The 16008-nt window shown below is 71.3% G+C and carries 15 protein-coding genes; 6 read left to right on the top strand and 9 right to left on the bottom strand.

Annotated elements, in window-relative coordinates:
* Window positions 1-86: 86 nt before the first annotated feature.
* Window positions 87-464, bottom strand: coding sequence for an SH3 domain-containing protein (locus OG883_RS44505; protein ID WP_266554304.1), 378 nt, complete (start codon window positions 462-464; stop codon window positions 87-89).
* Window positions 465-1063: 599 nt separating this feature from the next.
* Here OG883_RS44505 and OG883_RS44500 point away from each other — a divergent pair.
* Window positions 1064-1405 (top strand): hypothetical protein, encoded by a 342-nt coding sequence (locus OG883_RS44500; RefSeq protein WP_266554302.1) that lies wholly within the window; start codon window positions 1064-1066, stop codon window positions 1403-1405.
* Between the two features lie 380 nt (window positions 1406-1785).
* Here OG883_RS44500 and OG883_RS44495 read toward each other — a convergent pair whose 3' ends face one another.
* From OG883_RS44495 to lexA, 3 genes are all read right to left on the bottom strand, one after another.
* Window positions 1786-2397 carry a hypothetical protein gene (locus tag OG883_RS44495; RefSeq protein WP_266554300.1) on the bottom strand — a complete coding sequence of 204 codons (612 nt, stop codon included), beginning with the start codon at window positions 2395-2397 and terminating at the stop codon, window positions 1786-1788.
* 67 nt (window positions 2398-2464) lie between these two features.
* Complete coding sequence (locus OG883_RS44490) at window positions 2465-3406, bottom strand: hypothetical protein (RefSeq protein WP_266554298.1); 942 nt, start codon at window positions 3404-3406, stop codon at window positions 2465-2467.
* Between the two features lie 157 nt (window positions 3407-3563).
* Complete coding sequence (gene lexA / locus OG883_RS44485) at window positions 3564-4250, bottom strand: transcriptional repressor LexA (RefSeq protein WP_266554296.1); 687 nt, start codon at window positions 4248-4250, stop codon at window positions 3564-3566.
* A 313-nt stretch (window positions 4251-4563) separates the two neighbouring features.
* Between lexA and OG883_RS44480 the strand changes: the two genes are divergently transcribed.
* Window positions 4564-5343, top strand: coding sequence for a hypothetical protein (locus tag OG883_RS44480; protein WP_266554294.1), 780 nt, complete (start codon window positions 4564-4566; stop codon window positions 5341-5343).
* A 43-nt stretch (window positions 5344-5386) separates the two neighbouring features.
* On the opposite strand, the gene OG883_RS44475 is transcribed toward OG883_RS44480, so the two are convergent.
* From OG883_RS44475 to OG883_RS44460, 4 genes are all read right to left on the bottom strand, one after another.
* Window positions 5387-5593, bottom strand: coding sequence for a hypothetical protein (locus OG883_RS44475; RefSeq protein ID WP_266554292.1), 207 nt, complete (start codon window positions 5591-5593; stop codon window positions 5387-5389).
* Window positions 5594-5677: 84 nt separating this feature from the next.
* Window positions 5678-6163, bottom strand: coding sequence for a hypothetical protein (locus OG883_RS44470; protein ID WP_266554290.1), 486 nt, complete (start codon window positions 6161-6163; stop codon window positions 5678-5680).
* A 17-nt stretch (window positions 6164-6180) separates the two neighbouring features.
* Window positions 6181-7206, bottom strand: coding sequence for a hypothetical protein (locus OG883_RS44465; RefSeq protein ID WP_266554288.1), 1026 nt, complete (start codon window positions 7204-7206; stop codon window positions 6181-6183).
* Between the two features lie 5 nt (window positions 7207-7211).
* Window positions 7212-10637: a DNA polymerase III subunit alpha gene (locus tag OG883_RS44460; protein WP_266554505.1), complete on the bottom strand. Its 3426-nt coding sequence runs from the start codon at window positions 10635-10637 to the stop codon at window positions 7212-7214.
* 227 nt (window positions 10638-10864) lie between these two features.
* Between OG883_RS44460 and OG883_RS44455 the strand changes: the two genes are divergently transcribed.
* Window positions 10865-11521 carry a hypothetical protein gene (locus OG883_RS44455; RefSeq protein ID WP_266554286.1) on the top strand — a complete coding sequence of 219 codons (657 nt, stop codon included), beginning with the start codon at window positions 10865-10867 and terminating at the stop codon, window positions 11519-11521.
* 3 nt (window positions 11522-11524) lie between these two features.
* Here the strand turns inward: OG883_RS44455 and OG883_RS44450 are convergent, their stop codons facing one another.
* Entirely contained in the window at window positions 11525-12175 is a 651-nt protein-coding gene (locus OG883_RS44450) for a lysophospholipid acyltransferase family protein (RefSeq protein WP_266554284.1), read from the bottom strand.
* 235 nt (window positions 12176-12410) lie between these two features.
* Here OG883_RS44450 and OG883_RS44445 point away from each other — a divergent pair, with 235 nt between their 5' ends.
* The 3 genes from OG883_RS44445 to OG883_RS44435 all read left to right on the top strand — a co-directional run bounded on the left by OG883_RS44445 (window position 12411) and on the right by OG883_RS44435 (window position 15993).
* Window positions 12411-13082, top strand: coding sequence for a PolC-type DNA polymerase III (locus tag OG883_RS44445; RefSeq protein WP_266554282.1), 672 nt, complete (start codon window positions 12411-12413; stop codon window positions 13080-13082).
* 114 nt (window positions 13083-13196) lie between these two features.
* Complete coding sequence (locus OG883_RS44440) at window positions 13197-14060, top strand: DNA ligase (protein ID WP_266554280.1); 864 nt, start codon at window positions 13197-13199, stop codon at window positions 14058-14060.
* 127 nt (window positions 14061-14187) lie between these two features.
* Window positions 14188-15993, top strand: a complete 1806-nt coding sequence (locus OG883_RS44435) for a hypothetical protein (protein WP_266554278.1) — start codon at window positions 14188-14190, stop codon at window positions 15991-15993.
* The last annotated feature ends 15 nt before the right edge of the window (window positions 15994-16008 follow it).

The raw sequence follows: 16008 nt of genomic DNA, 5'->3' as shown, positions 1-16008 counted from the left end.
GGCCGGTCCCGGCCGGGCAGGGGGTAGTGCCCGGCCGGGAGTTCACGGGCGCGGCGGCTCGGGGCCGTGCGCCGGTGCGGTGAGGGTCAGTCGAGCTGCATGTAGACGCACTGCTCGAGGTACTTCTTGTTGACCCAGCCGGTCGTGCCCTTCTTGAGCCCGGTCTTGGACTTGTGGTCGAGCTTGATCTTGATCCAGGAGCCGCTGCTGGAGACCTTCGTGCCCGAGTCGTCCCAGCGGTAGAGCAGACCGATCGACCGGTACTGAGTTCCCGGTCCGCTGCGGAAGTTGACTGCCTTGCCCGTCACTGACCAGGTGGGGCACGTGTTCTTCGCGGCGAGGGTGGCCGGGGCCTGCGCGGGGGTGCTCGCCAGCGCGGCCGGTGCGGCCGCCAGGGAGGCTGCGGCCCCCATAGCGATCGTGGCGACCGCGACGCCGGCGCGGCCTATGAACTTGGTCTGCATTCGTCTCTCCTGAGCAGTGGGCTGCGTTTCTGAATGAGCCGTCCGAATACGCGAGCAGGACGAGTTACGACGTCCCACCAGCGCGGCGGAAAGCACACGCCCGAAAAGCTAGAAGAATTGACCTGTGGATAAGTTCCGGCGATTTCCGGTCCCATGGACGGTGTCCCCGAAGAGGAGGGAGCTGCACATACCTGCTGGACAATCTCTATGAACTAGAAGATTTCAGGCACACGGCGGGGTAGTTCCCGGCACACGGCCGGAAGCGCCCTGAGCGGCAGCGCGCGCGACCCTAATCAGCTCCGGATCCTCTCGGATTTCACGCGACCGGTTTCCCCGCTCACACCAGGAGAAGCGCATTCTCCGTTTACGCGCGGGCCGGATCGAATGCTGCGGGCGTGCCGTGCAGTGCGGGGCACCGATGAAACCTTCATCACCGCACCGGCGAACTCGATGACGGTGGCTCACCGGCGGCTGAGGTCGTGAGAGGCACTTCCCGGTTGGTGTGACACGCGTCACCTTTTCAAGATTTATTGTCGGTTCCGGTCCGTGCCGCGCCTGAAGAGTGAAGGGGTTTACTCGATTTGGTGTTGGAGGACTTGATGATCCCGCCGAAGACGTCTCTGCCGACCATCACGCCGGAGGGGAAGCACGGGCAGTTCGTGGAGCTGATTACGGCTGCCACAGAGTTGGATGAGGAGGCGGTGGAGAGGCTCGCGGACGGCCTGCTGGACCGGTTGGGGCTGTACGGCCCAACCCCTGAACCTGTGGCGGATGCGTGTTCGGCGATGTTCTTCGACGCCGACCCGGAGAGCTACGGCTGGGTGCAGTGCGGCGAGGAGCCGGGACACGTCCGGCGTGGCGAGGCACTGCACAGGGGCCGGTGGAACGGCCGCTGCTGGAGCGACGACCACCTGCAGGCCGTGCTGGAACAGGCTGAGTAGCCGGGCAACTGCATCCGGCCCTTGGTAGCTGGTCGCCGTCGGACGGGATTCGTCCCGCCCGACGGCGGGAGTCGATCTTCGTGGACGGCATGTTGCTGCAGGCAGCAGGGGTTCCGTCGGTGCTCCAGTGCTGCTCGGAGTTTGCGGGTGAAGTGCTGTCACTGTCCTGCTGCCGTGCTCGCCTGCCAGCCGTCCCGCTGCTCGATCCCCTCCAGCAGATCGAGCAGCGGGTGAGTGCCGGGGCCGTCGTCGAGGCCGGTCACGGCGCGACCATGCGGTCGAAGGGGCTGTTCACGTCGGTCGAGTGGTTCTTCAACGCACGAGCCACATCCGCCGAACCTCGCCTGCTCAAGGGCGGGTTCACCGAGTCTAGATGTGAGTCAGCGGGTGCGTGCGGTGGCGTAGTTGGCGTACCGGTTCGCGTGGGGTGCGCGTTGGAGCGGGGCGTCGGCCACCTTCTCGAATCCGCCTCCGTTCTGCATGACGACCTGGCCCAGGATGTTCGCGAGGGTCTCGGCGACCTCGACGACGACGTCTCCTGTGACCCACTCGGTGAGGACGCCGTCGAGGACTTCCAGGGCGGCGTCGTGCACGCGGGTGGGTGCGACGTCAGGGCCGATGTCCCAGGCGAGACTCCGGACAGCCTGGGATTCGGAGGATCCCGGCCGGCCCGCGATGAGGGCCCCGGGGTGCCCGGTGTGCCGCTCGCCTGTCTGGAAGCCGTGTAGGAGGGCGACGGCGAGCGTGGTCATGGCCTGCTGGCCGGCCATCATCAGCGCGCCACGGACGAGTCGTACGTCCTCGCTCTGTGGCGGGGCGACGCGGCGCACGGGGCCGCGGGTGGAGGCGAGTTGGCCGTAGGTGAGCCGCTCGGCCGGGAAGTCGTTGTACGCCGCGTAGCGTTCTTCGGCGTCACCTGCCATGCGGCGCCAGGAGAAGCCCTGCGCGTCGACGAGCCGGGTGGGCAGCTGTGTGGAGGTGGGTCGGTCCATGGTGCTGAGTGTGGCACCCTGCGGGGAAGCTCTCAGTGCTTCCGGCCGGGCTGCGCGGCGATGGTGGTCACGGTGCGGGCGGGTCGCTGGATTCGTGGCGCAAGGCCTCGCTCACCCGTGTGTGCAGGGTCTGCAGGAGCTCGCGCTCGGCCTCCTCGGCTCGGGAGAGGAGGTTCCACGCGGCGATGTCGTCGATCAGGGCCTCGATAGCGTTGCTGAGCCTGCTGCGCAGCAGGCCGGGCCTGAGCGCTTCGACTTCGACCGCACTCATGGGGTCCAGTGCTTCGGCGCGGCATTCCTGCTCGTAGCGCTTGAAATTGGCGTCCGCGGTGTTCACGTAGTGGGTAGTGAGCTGGCCGGAGCGAACGTCGTCGGCGGTGACGGCGATCTGCTGGAAGTCGAGGTCGAGCTGACCGTTTCCGTAGCGTTCCATCCGGGCGGCGACCGATCGGGGGATGGACCGGCCGCTCGGGTCCCAGTCGCCGACGAAGCATGCGGTCAGGGGCTTGGGCTGGCGCAGGTAGTCGACTACGGCTTCGTGGACGTACGTCTTGCTCGACTGCCCGCGACACGAGTAGAGGCCCACGCCCCAGGCCGAGGTGATCGGCAGCAGAACGCCGGCGACGGAGTCGCTCTCGCACCAGACCTCGACGCGTCGGCTCTGTGAGGCCCAGAGGTTGCGCCGGTAGGTTTCGGTGGCGTGCGCGAGGGCGTCCTCGACGCTGTCGTACTGCTCGTCCTGGCGGACCAGCCGAGTTCCATCAGTGATCCACTCCCAGGGTATTGAGCCGTGTTCTCGCATGTGGCCGAGCTCGCGGACGACCACGGAGTAGTTCCGGCGGGAACGGCCGGCGTCCTTGTCCCACAGGCGTCCGATGCCCAGGTAGTAGATGTGCCGCGCGCTGCAGGGCTGGGCGGTCTCCGCGATGGCGTACAGGTCGGCGCGGAGCGCCTCGATCTGGGCCTTCGTGCGTCGCGGGCGTTTTATGGGGCTAGCGCTGTAACCCATGACCTCAGTGAACGCCGGGCCCGCGCCACTGTCACCTCCCGTGGCGGCGCCCGGCCCGGCTCGGTGACGTCCGGGGCGGGCGCCGGACGGTGGGCCGGGGCGGGACCGTCACGGGTCTTGTCCTCCCGCCCCGGAGTCCGGGCGCTGTGCCGGGCCGCTACACGCGGCGCATGACAGCGGTGACCTTGCCGAGGATCGTGGCCTCGCGGCCACAGATCGGCTGGTAGTCCCTATTCTCGGGCATCAGCCAGACGTCCGTGCCGCTTCGCTTGAACCGCTTGACCGTGGCCTCCCCGTCGATCATCGCGGCGACGATGTCGCCGTTGTTGGCGTCGGGCTGCGAGCGGACGACGACCTGGTCGCCGTCGGTGATCTGGGCGTCGATCATGGAGTTGCCAGACACGGTGAGGATGAAGAGGTCACCGTCGCCGACGATCCGGCGGGGCAGGGGGTACACGTCGTCCACGTGCTGCTCTGCGGTGATCGGCGTGCCGGCGGCAATGCGGCCGACCAGCGGCGCGTGCACGACGTCAGGGAGGGGACCGATCGTCGAAGCGTCGGTCGAGGACGTTGCGGCCCTGACCACGACGTAGGCCCGGGGGCGCTGCGGGTCGCGCCGCAAGACGCCCTTGCGCTCCATGGCGGTCAGCTGGTGGGCGACGGACGAGGTACTCGACAACCCCACCGCCTGGCCTATCTCGCGCATCGACGGCGGGTAACCCCTGGCCTCAGTCGACTCTGCGATGAATTTCCGGACGCGCCGCTGGCGGTCGGTCAGTCCGTCGTCACCGGTCCGGATGCCCGGTGGACGCCCGCTGCGGCTCGGTGTGGTGACAGCCTCCATGGCGCCCTCCCCTTGATGATCTACACATGTCGACCGTATCTGCCGTCACGGACAGATGCGTACAGGTATTCGATGTCGCTCGTCTCACTTTGCATAGTGCACTGCTCCCCGGCCGCCGATCGACGTCCGCTGCGGTGACGCTGCACCAGCCGGGCCCGGGAAGCCTTGGCCGAGCAGTCGAGGAGCACGCCGTCCGGACCGTCCAGCGCTGGTGCTCAGCCGTCGGACGGCAGGCTGGTGCGGAAGCGTGTTCTCGACGGCCCTTCGGCGGAACGGCCGAGGCGGTCCCACGGCCGCCGTTACGCTGGCCCGCGTGACTTCGCCCCAGGCCCTCAAGCGCCCGCTCAGTGAGATGCCCTGCAACCCGAGCCGCATCCACTTGTCCTATGAGCTGGAAGCGGCCCTGGGCAACGACGACCATGAGGACACTCTGGAGAAGTGGCGGCTGGTCGTGCACCTCGGCGAGGGATTCGGGCTGGAGGACTTCCCGCCGTGTGACGAGTGCACCGTCCGGTGGAACCGGATCGAGGAGCGGGGCGGGTTCGTCGACGAGGACGACGAGTGCGTTCATCGTCTGCACGTTGGCACGCTCGAGTTGGTGAAGGTCCGCTGGGGCGGCTCGCAGAACCCGTTCTGGGCTATGGAGGAGGAATCCCAGAACCTCTATGAGATCGCCGAGACCATCTTCAACGACGAACGCACCGGCTTCACCGAGGAGTTCGAGGAGCTCGCCGAGTGGGGCGGCAGCGACGTGCTCGTGCTCGACAAGGCCGAGATCGTCGAATCGTGGCGTGGCTTCGGGCTGGGGCCGATGCTCGCTGCCGACGCGTTCCGCCGCCTCGCGGCCGGCTGCGGCGCAGTGGTGGTGCACCCGGCCCCCATCGACGCGCGCGGCATGACGGCCGAGGAGCGCGACCGCGCCTGCGATCGGCTGCGCGCGACATGGGCGACGCTCGGATTCATCCCCTACGCCGACACGCCGTACATGATCTTCGCGACCTGTTGGGCCGACCCGGAGAAGAAGCAGTACGCCCTGCGCAAGGCGAGCCGCGAGCTGTACGCGGCATGGCGGTCGGCACAGCAGGAAGGCTGAGCCCCGCCTACCGCCCCTGGCGCCCATCGCTACACCCGCGCTGTCACCGCGCGCTCTGGTCGACTTCCTCGTCCAGGTGGGCGGTGCGCCGGCTCTCGGCCGGCAGGACCGAGGCGCCTGCCGCAGCGGTGGTGTCACGCGCGTCGGGCCCGGGGCCCTCGCCGTACGACCCGAAAGGGCCCATCTCGCCGGGCGCGCTCACGCCGAGAAGCGGTGCGCCGCCCTTCTGCCGGTGGTAGTCAAGAATCACCGGATCACCGTACGACGGCCAACCGACACCGCGGCCGTCGTGAGGTGCACTTTGCAAAGTACGGCCCGTTCTCGTCGTGGCTGGTCAGAATGCGGCGTCGATGGTGAACGGGCGCGCGGCGGGCTTCTTCCCGTGGGCGGCGGTGTAGACGAACGGGAGGAACGCGCGAGCCCCGCCGGCCAGGTGCAGGCCGACGCCGGGGTGGCGCGCCGCCGAGGTCGAGGAGTAGCCGTAGGCGCTGGTGATCTCCGGGGCGTGTGCGGCCATGAGGACCGCGGCCAGATACTGCTCGGCGCGCGCCGCCGTGATCTTCCCGGCGCTGTCGAAGAGCGTGGGCAGTGGCGGCGCGGTGGCGTGTGCGGCCGGGGTGGAGTCGGCGCTGATGGCGCCCGCGGTGGTGATTCCGGTCCACAGCCGGGCACCGCTGCTGAAGGTGATCACGAGCCCGCTGGGGCGGCTGCTGTCTGTCCACCGGTCTGCGGAGGTGATGTCGGGGCCCTTGGCCAGGATCTCGGTGCACGGCTCCTGTACCTGTTCGGGGCCCACTGCTGCCGCCTCTCCGGTTGCCATATGCGCGTGCGGTCAGCCTAGGCGGGGGGTCTGACATCGCGGCTTCGCGTGACCGCCGGCCGGGCGAGGGCGGCGGAGCGCACGGCGGCGGCGCCGAACCGGTTGCGTGCCTTGTCGGCGGCGGCTTCGAGCAGTCGGGCCTTGTGGTCGGAGGGGTCGAACGTGAGCTGGTGATGTGCGCCGTCGGCCGGCCCAAGGCCTTCGGCGCGGAGCGCGAAGCCGCGCACCCGAGCCCGTTGGAGGGCGAGCATCGCGTAGAGGCCGTAGGCGGTGCGGGCGAGCTGCACGGTGTGGTTGGTGGCCTCGGCCAGGGTGCGGGTGCGGTGCGTGCTGGTGTGGTCGGCGTAGCGGACGGTCAGCGCGAGGCGTCGGGCGACCTGGTCCTCGCCGCGCATCCGGAAGCCGAGCTGCTCGGCGAGGTGCAGGACGGCTTGGCGGTGGCGGTCGGGGTCGAGTTCGTCGTGGGGGAAGTCGATGCCGGCGGAGCAGGACTGTTCGGGCTGCTGGCGCAGGACGGGGCGCGGGTCGAGGCCGTGGGCGCGCTCGTGCAGGAGGCGGCCGGTGGCGGTGCCGAGGATCTTCTGGGAGGTCAGGAGCGGGGTGTCGGCGAGCTGGCCGATGGTGGTGATCCCGTAGCGGACGAGGGTCGCCGCGGTGGCGGGGCCCGCGCCGTACAGGGCGGCGATCGGTCGGGGCCGCAGGAAGGCGCGGGTGGCGGTGTCGGTGGCGTCGATGCAGGTGAGGGCGCCGGGGGCCGTGGTGTCGGCTGCCATGGCGGCGATCATGCGGGAGCGGCCGCCACCGATGCTCACGTTCAGGCCGAGCAGGGCCAGGGCCCGCAGCCGTACGAGCTGGGCGAGTTCGTAGGGGGTGCGGTCGAAGAAGCGCAGGGCGCTGCCGATCTCGATGTCGGCGGCGTCGGGCTGCAGGGCCTGGACGGTGGGCGTGATGGTCTCCAGAAGGTCGAGGAGCTGCGGGTAGAGCTCCGCGCCGGGGTGATCGGGCAGGTGGGCGTGGACGCGCAGGACGTAGGGCTGGTGCATGGCCGTCACCCGGCCGATCCGGGGCTGGCGTAGGCCTTGAGATTCGCGGTGCGCTCGCCGGCGGGCACCAGGTCGGCCCACGCCTGGAGCTGTGCACCGTTGGGCAGGTGGAGGACTCGGCCTGGCGGGGAGGGAGCGGTGAGCGGAGCGGCCGGCTCGCCAAGGAGTTGGTGGACGGCGTCGGGCCCGTGATCGCGGCGGGCGGCGGCCAGGGCTTCGAGGTCCCAGGCTCGCTCGCCGACCACGGTCGCGCGGTGGCCTCGCCGCTGGACCTTGCCCGCCACCAGGAGGATCGCGCTGTGGAAAACGGTGTGTGCGACGGCGTCGTGGGCGGAGTCGAAGAAGGCGATGTCGACCAGGCCGCTTCCGTCGTCGAGGGACGCGAAGATCACGCGCTTCCCGCTGGCGATCGGGGGCGTCTGAGTGGCACCTCGGACTCCGGCGACGAGGACCGGCTGACCGGGGCGCAGGGTGGCGAGGCGGCGGGCGCTGGTGACGGCGAGTTCGCGAAGGAGCTGGTGGTGGTGCTCCATGAGGTGCGCCGACACGTCGATGCCCAGGACATCGAGCTCGGCGGTCAGGCGTTCGCGGGAGGTCATCTCGGGCAGGCCGGACGGCGCGGCGGTGAGCGAGGTGCCGTGGTCGAGGGGGAGCTGGCCGTCGTCGAGAGGGCGGTGTCGGGTCTGGCGGTGCAGTTCGGCGATCTGCAGCAGCAGGTCGCGGCGGCTGGCGGTGCCGCGCAGGGTGTCCAGGGCGCCGATGTTGACCAGGTGCTCGGCGACCGGGCGGGCGGGGCGGGCCCGCTGCCACAGGTCCTGCACGCTCGCGTACGGCTGGCCGTCGACGATCCGCCGGGTCTGCTCGTCGGTGATGCCGCGGACCTCGGCGAGGGAGAGGCGTACCGCGAAGGTGCCGTCGTCGGCGGGCTCGATGCGGTGGGCGGCCCCGGAGCGGTTGACGTCGACGCTGCGCACCTGGATGTTGTGCCGGCGGGCGTCGGCGACGACGATCCGCTTGGGCCACATCCCCGGGTCGTGCTCCAGGACGCCGGCGTACAGCGCGGCCGGGAAGTGCGCTTTCAAATAGGCTGATTGCAGGGCAGGCACGGCAAATGCGACAGCGTGCGCGCGGGCAAATCCATACGCCCCGAATGCCTTGAGCTTCTCCCAGACCTGCATCACCACGTGCTCGTCGTAGCCGCGGGCCAGCGCCTGGCCGCGGAACCACTCCCCCACCCGCGGCAGCCGGTTGGGGTCGCCGAGGGCCCGGCGGGCGAGCTCGGCGAGCGCGTCGTCGCAGCCGACCATGAGTGCCACGATTTTGATGATCTGCTCGTGCCAAATGAGGACGCCGTAGGTGTCGGCGAGGATCGGCTCGAGGTCGGGGTGGGGATAGGCCGGCGGCTTGCCGTGGCGGGCGGCGATGTATTCGGCGGGCATGCCGCCGGCGACCGGACCGGGGCGGAAAAGACTGATATCAGCAATGACGTCCTGAACGTCACGCGGCTGCAAACGGGACAATAGGTCCATTTGCCCGGGGCTCTCGAGCTGGAAGACCCCGATCGTCCGCGCGTCCTGGATGAGCTTGAAGGCGAAGTAGTCGTCCAGCGGGACCTCGTCGAGGTCGAGGTCCTGGCCGGTGGCGCGCTTGATCTCGGCGACGGCGTGGGCCATGGCGGACTGCATCCGCACGCCGAGGACATCAAGTTTGATCAAGCCGAGATCCTCGACGTCCTCTTTGTCCGCCATCAACATCTCGAAGTTGCCGCCCGGTGTGGGCTGTACGGGCAGGCGCGTGCGCAGGGTCGCGTCGGAGATCACAACGCCGCACGGGTGCATGGCGATGCCGCGCGGCAGAGCGTCGAGTCTCTCGGCGAGCTCGAACAGCGACCCGTAGCGGTGCGCGTGGGCGGTGAGGTTCTTGAGTTCGGGCAGTTCGGCGAGGGCGGCGCGGATGTCGCGCGCGCGGATGTGGGGGAAGGACTTGGCGATGCGGTCGATCTCGCCAGGGGCGATGCCGAGGGCGAGTCCGGTATCGCGCAGGGCGTGGCGGGCCCTGTAGGTCTCGGGCATGGCGGTGACGCCGACGCGGTCGGTGCCGTACCGGTCGAAGATCTTGTCGTAGACCTCGAGCCTGCGGTCGGCTTCGACGTCAAGGTCGATGTCGGGCAGATCGGTCCGGCGCATCGAGAGATAGCGGGCGAAGACGAGGTTGTGGTCGAGCGGGTTGGCCGCGGCGATGCCCAGCAGGTAGTTGGTCATCGAGCCGGCGCCCGAGCCGCGGGCCGCGACACGGATGCCCAGCTGCCGTACGTCGTCGACGACTTGGGCCACGGTGAGGTGGTAGGTGTCGTATTGGAGCCGGCCGATGATGTCCAGCTCATGATCCAGGCGGGCGCGGGCCTCCTTGGAGCGGTCGAGGCCGCGGCGGATCAGGCCGGCCTCGCAGCGCTCGCGCAGCAGCCGGGCGGCGTCTGCGGCGTCGGTGGCGCCGACGACGTGCGGTTCAGGCAGGTGCGGGCGGCCCAGGCCGAGGTCGGCGCGCGGGTCCAGGGCGCACTGCTGCGCGACGGCTGCCGTGTCGGCGAGCAGCTGGCGGGCACGGCGGGGTTCTGCGCCGGCGGCGAGCGCGATGCGGTCGGCGGCTTCGGCCATCTGCCGGGGCCCCTTGAGCCAGCGTTCCCCGGAGTCCAGGCGGCGCCGGTCGATGGGGCGGAGCAAGCGGGCGGCGTCGAGGACGTCGGCGAGCCGGTGCTGCTCGGGGTTCGCGTATCTGACGGCGTTGGTGAGGACGGCCGGGATGCCCAGGTCGTCGGCGAGTCCAATGGTGCGGACGGCCAGCCGCAGCGAGCCCGGTCCGGTGCCGTTCAGGCCGTGCCAGACGGCGGCCAGCCGCAGGTCGGTGCCGAAGATGTCGCGCCAGGGGCGAAGCAGCTGCTGGGCGAGGTCCGGGCGTCCGGCGGACAGGGCGCGGGCGGGTTCGGAGGCGGGGCCGAGCAGCGCGGTCAGGCCGTCGCCGGCGTGTTCGCGCAGCAGGTCCCAGGTCGCCATGGGGTAGCCGTCGGTCGGCGCGGCGTGCGCGGCGGACAGCAGACGGCACAGCCGTGTCCAGCCGGCGCGGCTGTGTGCGAGGAGCTGGACGCGTTGCCGCGGTTCGCGGATGTGGGCGCCGCCACGTGCCGGGGTGCGGCGGCGCTCGGCGCGTGCCGCGGTCAGCGGGGCGACGGCCGTGTCGACGCCGAGGACGGGCCGGACGCCGTGCTGCTCGCAGGCCTTGGCGAAGCGGACGAATCCGGTGACGGTGTCCCGGTCGGTCAGCGCCAGGACCGGCATGCCGCGCTCGGCTGCGGCTTCGACGAGGGCAGCCGGGGACGAGGCTCCGTACCGGGGTGAATAACCGGAGGCGACGTGCAGGTGGGCGAAGCCCTCCATGGCGTCCTCCGATCGTGCCTTGTCCCACTGGTGTGCTCGCACCCCTCCCGGTTATCGAACATTCGTACGATGACTGTAACGCGGGGGACCCGAGGACGGAAAAGGGAAGGACGCACATTCACCCGGCCGGAGGACCGGGCGCGCGCCGACCGCATGGCGCGTCCGGGGCCATTCGCCTTGTCCGGTCGGGGAGTTCGGCGCCCTGGTGCCGCACTAGGGTGTCCGCCGTGACTGGATTGCTGGAGGGGGCCGTGTACGAGTCGCTGCGTCCGTGCGGACCGGACCGGAGGCCGACGCGCCTGCTGGTCACCGAGCCCGGCACGCTGGAGACGCGCGTGGTCAACGCCTACACCGGCCGCGGCCCGCGCACGATCCCCTCGAGCCGCCTCCACGAACGGATCTACCTCACCGAGTCCCGCCGCTACGTACGGTCCGGATACCTGCGGATGCGGGAGCCCGCCGTCCATGTCGCCGCCGTCCTGCGTACGGCTCTGACCGCCGCCAAGCTGTCTGCGGATCTGCTGAGCGGCTGCAACTTCGGTGCCGATCCGGTGCGCGGCGGCACGGCCTCCCTGCGCTGCCTCAAGGAGCACCGGGCGGTGCAGGTCTGCACGAACGCCCTGGGCGCGCTCGGCTACTCCGCGGAACTGGTGCCCGCCGGCTCGCCCGACGCGGCTCTCCTGCGTGTCCGGTACGGGCCCGGCGGAATCTACTGCCCGGTGCGCTGGCTGACCCGCGAGGACTGGACCATGCACTACTGCGGCCAGCAGCTCCGCCACGGCGACGAGAGCCACTTCGACCCGTACACCGGCGGCGTGTGGTGGGACGGCGACGACGACGGGCTGTCCTGGCCGGGTACGGGCGGTCCGGCGCCGCGCCGGTAAGGGCTACGCGGCGAGCGCGGCGGGCTCGCCCAGGTGAGCGGCCGCCGTCCGCCACGCGGTGGTCACCGCGGTCCGGGCCCGCACCGTCCTCATGGCACGCTCGCCCGTCAGCTCCACGGGCGCGCCCACATGGACGTGCAGATGCGGGCGGCGTACGGGGGCGGTGACGAGTCCTGCGAGCTGCTTCATGGTGCTGCCCGAGGTGATCCGCCGGGCCCCGGCCCGGCCGACGGGCACCACAGGGGCACCGGTGCGCTCGGCGAGCCGGGCCAGGCCACTGCGGAAGGTCTCGGGGGCGGCTTCCGCGGCATCCCGGCGCCGGGGGAGCCCGCCCTCGGCGTAGATGAGGATCATCCGCCCCTGCTCCAGGGCGTCGGCTGCTGCATCCAGCGCGTCCGCGGCGCGCCGGTCCCCGCGGATGACGGGGACGTGCCCTTCCCGGGCGAGGGCGCGGCCAAGCAGAGGGACGCGCCACAGCCCGGCGGCCGCCATGACGACCGGCTCGGCGCCGAGGGCGATGACGATGGCGGGGTCGGCGAGGGAGGTGTGGTTCGCGGCGATGATGCTGCCCGGAGCGAGCTCGGCGCGCGGGTCGGCGGTCACTGACAGGCGACCGACGGCCGGGACCAGAATGTCGGCGATGCGGCTGAGCATGAGCGGTCTCCCGGCGTCGGCGATGTTGATCTTCATCGTCGGTGGTGGGCGCGGGCCGGGCGTGAGTCGGCGTACTCATCTTCTGGCCGCCGGGCTACCCAGGAGCCACGGGAGTCTCCCCGAGTCACCGTGGTCCGACCCTGCTGCTCGGCCGGGGAGTGAGATCGGGCAGCACGGCCGCCCGACGGAATGAACCGCCCGCGGCGGCGGCCGCGATCGGGCAGGATGCCGCTCGATGACAGTGCTGATGGACAACCTACGCGGCACGACCTTCGTCGTGATCGACTTCGAGGCGCTCACTCCGGCGGGCCGACCGGCCGAACCCACCGAGGTTGCGGCCCTCGCCCTGGTCGTCCGAGACGGCCGGCTGGTCGAGGACGGCCGCTTCGAGTCCTTGATCCAGCCGCCGCCGGAGGTACCGATCACCCCGCGGGACCTGGTCCACGGCATGAGTGAAGCCGCCCTGCGCCGCGCCCCCGGACCAGCCGCAGTGCTCGCCGGGCTCGACCAGTGCCTGACCGCGCCGCCCTACCGGCTCGTGGCCCAGCACGCCTCGACCGAGGCCGGACTGATCGCCCGCCAGCGCCAGCACTGCCCCGTCCTCAGTTCCACCCCGCTCCTGGACACTCTCAAGATGGCCAAGCAGGTCATCCGCGGCATGTCCTCGTACGGGCTGGACGCACTGCTGCGCTACTACGGCATTGCCCAACCGCCCGGCCGTCACCGGGCGATGCCGGATGTAGAGGTCACCGCCGACCTGTTCCGACGGCTCCTCTGCGACGGAGCTCTCTCCGGTCACTGGTCCACGCTGCTCGACCTCGATACCGCTGCCGGTCTTAGGCCAAGGCCGGAGACGTCCGTCGACGCCTCGGTGCAGGACGGCCTCTTCGACGTCCAGGACGCGTAGCCGCAGTTCCGTCGCCAGTCCCCCGCCCTCCGCTGCCCGCCGAGCTGCCCAGTGCGGCGGGCAGCGGGCAGTCGTCGGCGCGCGGCGCAGCGGCGGGCCCCGCAGGCTGGTGGCGTGGAGTTCCCCGTGGCGGTAGCGCTCGCCCAGGCCGTGCCGGAGCTGCCGGCGGGCCGGGGCTGGTGGTTCGAGCCGAAACTGGACGGGCACAGAACGATCTTGTGGTGCGAGGCGGGCCGGGTGCGGCTGCAGTCCCGTTCGGGACGGGACGTGAGCGCAGTCTGGGCGGACCTGGCACGCGCCGGCCAGCGGCTCCCGGCCGGGACGGTCCTGGACGGTGAAGCCGTCGTCTACGTCGCGGGTCGCGTCGACTTCGGTGCGGCCCAGGCGCGCGCCGCGTCCTCCCCCGCCCGCGCCGCGCAGCTGGCGGCCCGGCATCCGGCCTCGTTCGCCGCCTGGGACATCCTGCTCCACTCCGAGCTCGGGGACGTCCGATCCCGCCCCTACGTGGAACGTCGGGCGCTGCTCCTGGAGGTCCTGCAGGACGTGGGCCCGCCACTGCAGGCTGTGCCAGCCACGGACGACCGCGAGACCGCGCTGGTCTGGTACGAGGCGCTGCGCCCGCTGGGCGTGGAGGGCCTGGTCGCCAAGCACGCCGCCTCGCCGTACCGGGCGTCGAGGATCTGGCGGAAGGTGCGTCACGCAGAGACGGTGGACGTGGACGTCGTCGGCTTCACCGGTTCCCGCGCGCGGCCGCGAGCTCTGGCGGTGCGGCTGCCGGAGGGGCCGACGGTCCTGTCTCAACCGGTAAGCGCGCCGGTCGCGAGCGCGGTGGCGGTGCGGCTGGCCAGTGCGGGCCCCGGGCGGTCCGCGCGTACGGCGTCCGGGGCGGCGTACAGCGCGGTAGAGACCGGACTGGTCGCCGAGGTGCTCGCGGGGACGACCCGGCATGGAGTGGTCGCGGTGACCCGGCTGCGGTGAGTCCGCACCGGCCCGAGCCAGCCCCGAACCCCTGTGGGGTGAGGAGCCGCTTGGCGGGACACCGGGAGGGTGCGGCGGCGATAGCGTGGCGGCGGAACCGACGGCACGGAGCAGGGCGGGGCGGAGCATGAGGTACGGGCGGAACCGCCTGGCATCGCTGGATCGGGCCGAGTTGCAGCGCCTGGGCGTTGACCTTCCGGCGGTCGTGGAGGCCACGACCACGCTCGTGCGGTCCGGGACGGGCAAGTGGCACGCCCCGGTGCCGGACGGCAAGACGTGGGGGCACTGCCAGCACGCGGCCAGGCTTTCGGCTGGAACCGCCGAACACGTGGTGGTCCTGGAGGCCCTGGAAAACCTGTGCTCCAACTGCGTCAACGCCGTGGAACTGCCGGACGGCACCGAGGTGTTGTGGCGGGCCCTTCAGGAGATCCTGCGAGCCGACGCCCGTGCGGACGCGCTGGCCAGCGCCAGTGAGCCGCGGACCTGGCAGGCGTACGCCAAGGCGCTGGAGCAGGCGGCCCGGCACGACGACGCTGCGGTGCGCAGCCTCCTCAAGCCGGTCCTCGATCACCCCGAGCTCGGCGCCCAGGGATGGCGGGCGCTGCAGGCTTGGACTGCCGTGGTCGAGCGGTCGGACCAGGCGCTGGCTGCGTACCGGGCGACCGCGCCGTCAGCGATGGCCACCACATCGGTCACCGCCGCTTGTGACGCGGTCGCGGCTGATCGCAAGGTGCACAAGGAGTCCAGCGCCTTGGGCGCCGTGATCGGCACCGGCTACGGATACGGGTACGGGTACGGGCGGCCGTCGCTGGAACTGTGGGCGATGGTCCGCGCGGCCTGGACGAGGGCGCGTGAGCAGGGGAGGGACGCGGGCGGCGCGCTCGACTACGCCTCTGCCGTGGTGACCCGGGAGTGGGGCAAGGCCCGGGTGCGGGATGTGACCGCGCTGCCGCTGCCGGCGATGACCTGCGCGGCGGGGCACGCCTCGCCGGCCGCCTGGGCCGAGGCCGAGTTCCATTACCAGTGGCACTCCTTCGTGCAGCGCTGGTGCGCCCGCTTGGAGGCCGAGCTCGCCGGGGCGTCGCAAGGCTCGGACAAACAGCAGTTGCTGCTGGTGTGCGGCTGGCCGCTGACCGGACCGCACGATCGCGATCTTGCCTTTCTGGCACAGTACGAGCAGATCGGCCCGCGCGTGCCGTGGGGTGGTGCGGGACAGCGCTTCAACCCGTACGGCGAGAGCCTGCCCGCAGACGCGGTGGTCCTGGCCGTTCCCGAGTTCGCCGCCGAGCGTGCGCTCGCCCACACCGCCGGCCAACAGGGACGTCTGATCGCCGGTGAGCAGCTGGCCGAGGACGGACTCACGCCGCAAGGGCCTGCTCCCGCTGTGATCGGTGCGGCCCGTGCCCTGTTGCGAACCGCCTTTCCCCTGCTGGCCGAGGACGTCGCCGAGGACGGCCGTCGCCCCCGGCCTTCCGAGCGGGTGCGGGAGGCCCGTGCGCTGCTGCGCGGGCGGCGCGGGTCCGAACCGCCGGTGCACTGGGCGCCCCAGCGTCAGGAGGACTCCCGGTGGCGGTGGAAGGAGTCGTTCGAGCTGGGCCAGTGGATCTGGGTCCCGGACGACACCGCTGGTGGTCCGGCCGGCCAGGAGCTGCGGGAGCTGACCGAGCCTTACCCTCCGCGCGGCGTCATGCGGCTCATCGTCGAGACCGGCGTCCGCGGCGACTCGGCGAGCCACGTCTTGTACGGGGCCGTCGGCGGCTGGGATCCGCGCCGCCGCATGCTCACCTTCACCGCCCGCGACACCGGGCACGAGCTGAGCGTGCCCGTGCACAGGATCGTGGGCCTGACGGGCGACCGGGACCGCCGCTCGCACGACGGCCCACTGTGGGAGGAGTACACGCCGCCCTCTCCTCACCAGTTCCGCTACTGGTGATCTGACCCGCTGACG

Source organism: Streptomyces sp. NBC_01142 (assembly GCF_026341125.1).
In the GTDB taxonomy this organism is placed as follows: domain Bacteria; phylum Actinomycetota; class Actinomycetes; order Streptomycetales; family Streptomycetaceae; genus Streptomyces.
This window is presented reverse-complemented; position numbering and strand designations above follow the sequence as displayed.

Coding starts and splice junctions, on each gene's coding strand:
- OG883_RS44435 (WP_266554278.1), top strand. CDS start 14,188: ATGAGGTACGGGCGGAACCGCCTGGCATCGCTGGATCGGGCCGAGTTG.
- OG883_RS44490 (WP_266554298.1), bottom strand. CDS start 3,406: ATGGGTTACAGCGCTAGCCCCATAAAACGCCCGCGACGCACGAAGGCC.
- OG883_RS44470 (WP_266554290.1), bottom strand. CDS start 6,163: ATGGCAACCGGAGAGGCGGCAGCAGTGGGCCCCGAACAGGTACAGGAG.
- OG883_RS44445 (WP_266554282.1), top strand. CDS start 12,411: ATGACAGTGCTGATGGACAACCTACGCGGCACGACCTTCGTCGTGATC.
- OG883_RS44505 (WP_266554304.1), bottom strand. CDS start 464: ATGCAGACCAAGTTCATAGGCCGCGCCGGCGTCGCGGTCGCCACGATC.
- OG883_RS44500 (WP_266554302.1), top strand. CDS start 1,064: ATGATCCCGCCGAAGACGTCTCTGCCGACCATCACGCCGGAGGGGAAG.
- OG883_RS44450 (WP_266554284.1), bottom strand. CDS start 12,175: ATGCTCAGCCGCATCGCCGACATTCTGGTCCCGGCCGTCGGTCGCCTG.
- OG883_RS44495 (WP_266554300.1), bottom strand. CDS start 2,397: ATGGACCGACCCACCTCCACACAGCTGCCCACCCGGCTCGTCGACGCG.
- OG883_RS44460 (WP_266554505.1), bottom strand. CDS start 10,637: ATGGAGGGCTTCGCCCACCTGCACGTCGCCTCCGGTTATTCACCCCGG.
- lexA (WP_266554296.1), bottom strand. CDS start 4,250: ATGGAGGCTGTCACCACACCGAGCCGCAGCGGGCGTCCACCGGGCATC.
- OG883_RS44465 (WP_266554288.1), bottom strand. CDS start 7,206: ATGCACCAGCCCTACGTCCTGCGCGTCCACGCCCACCTGCCCGATCAC.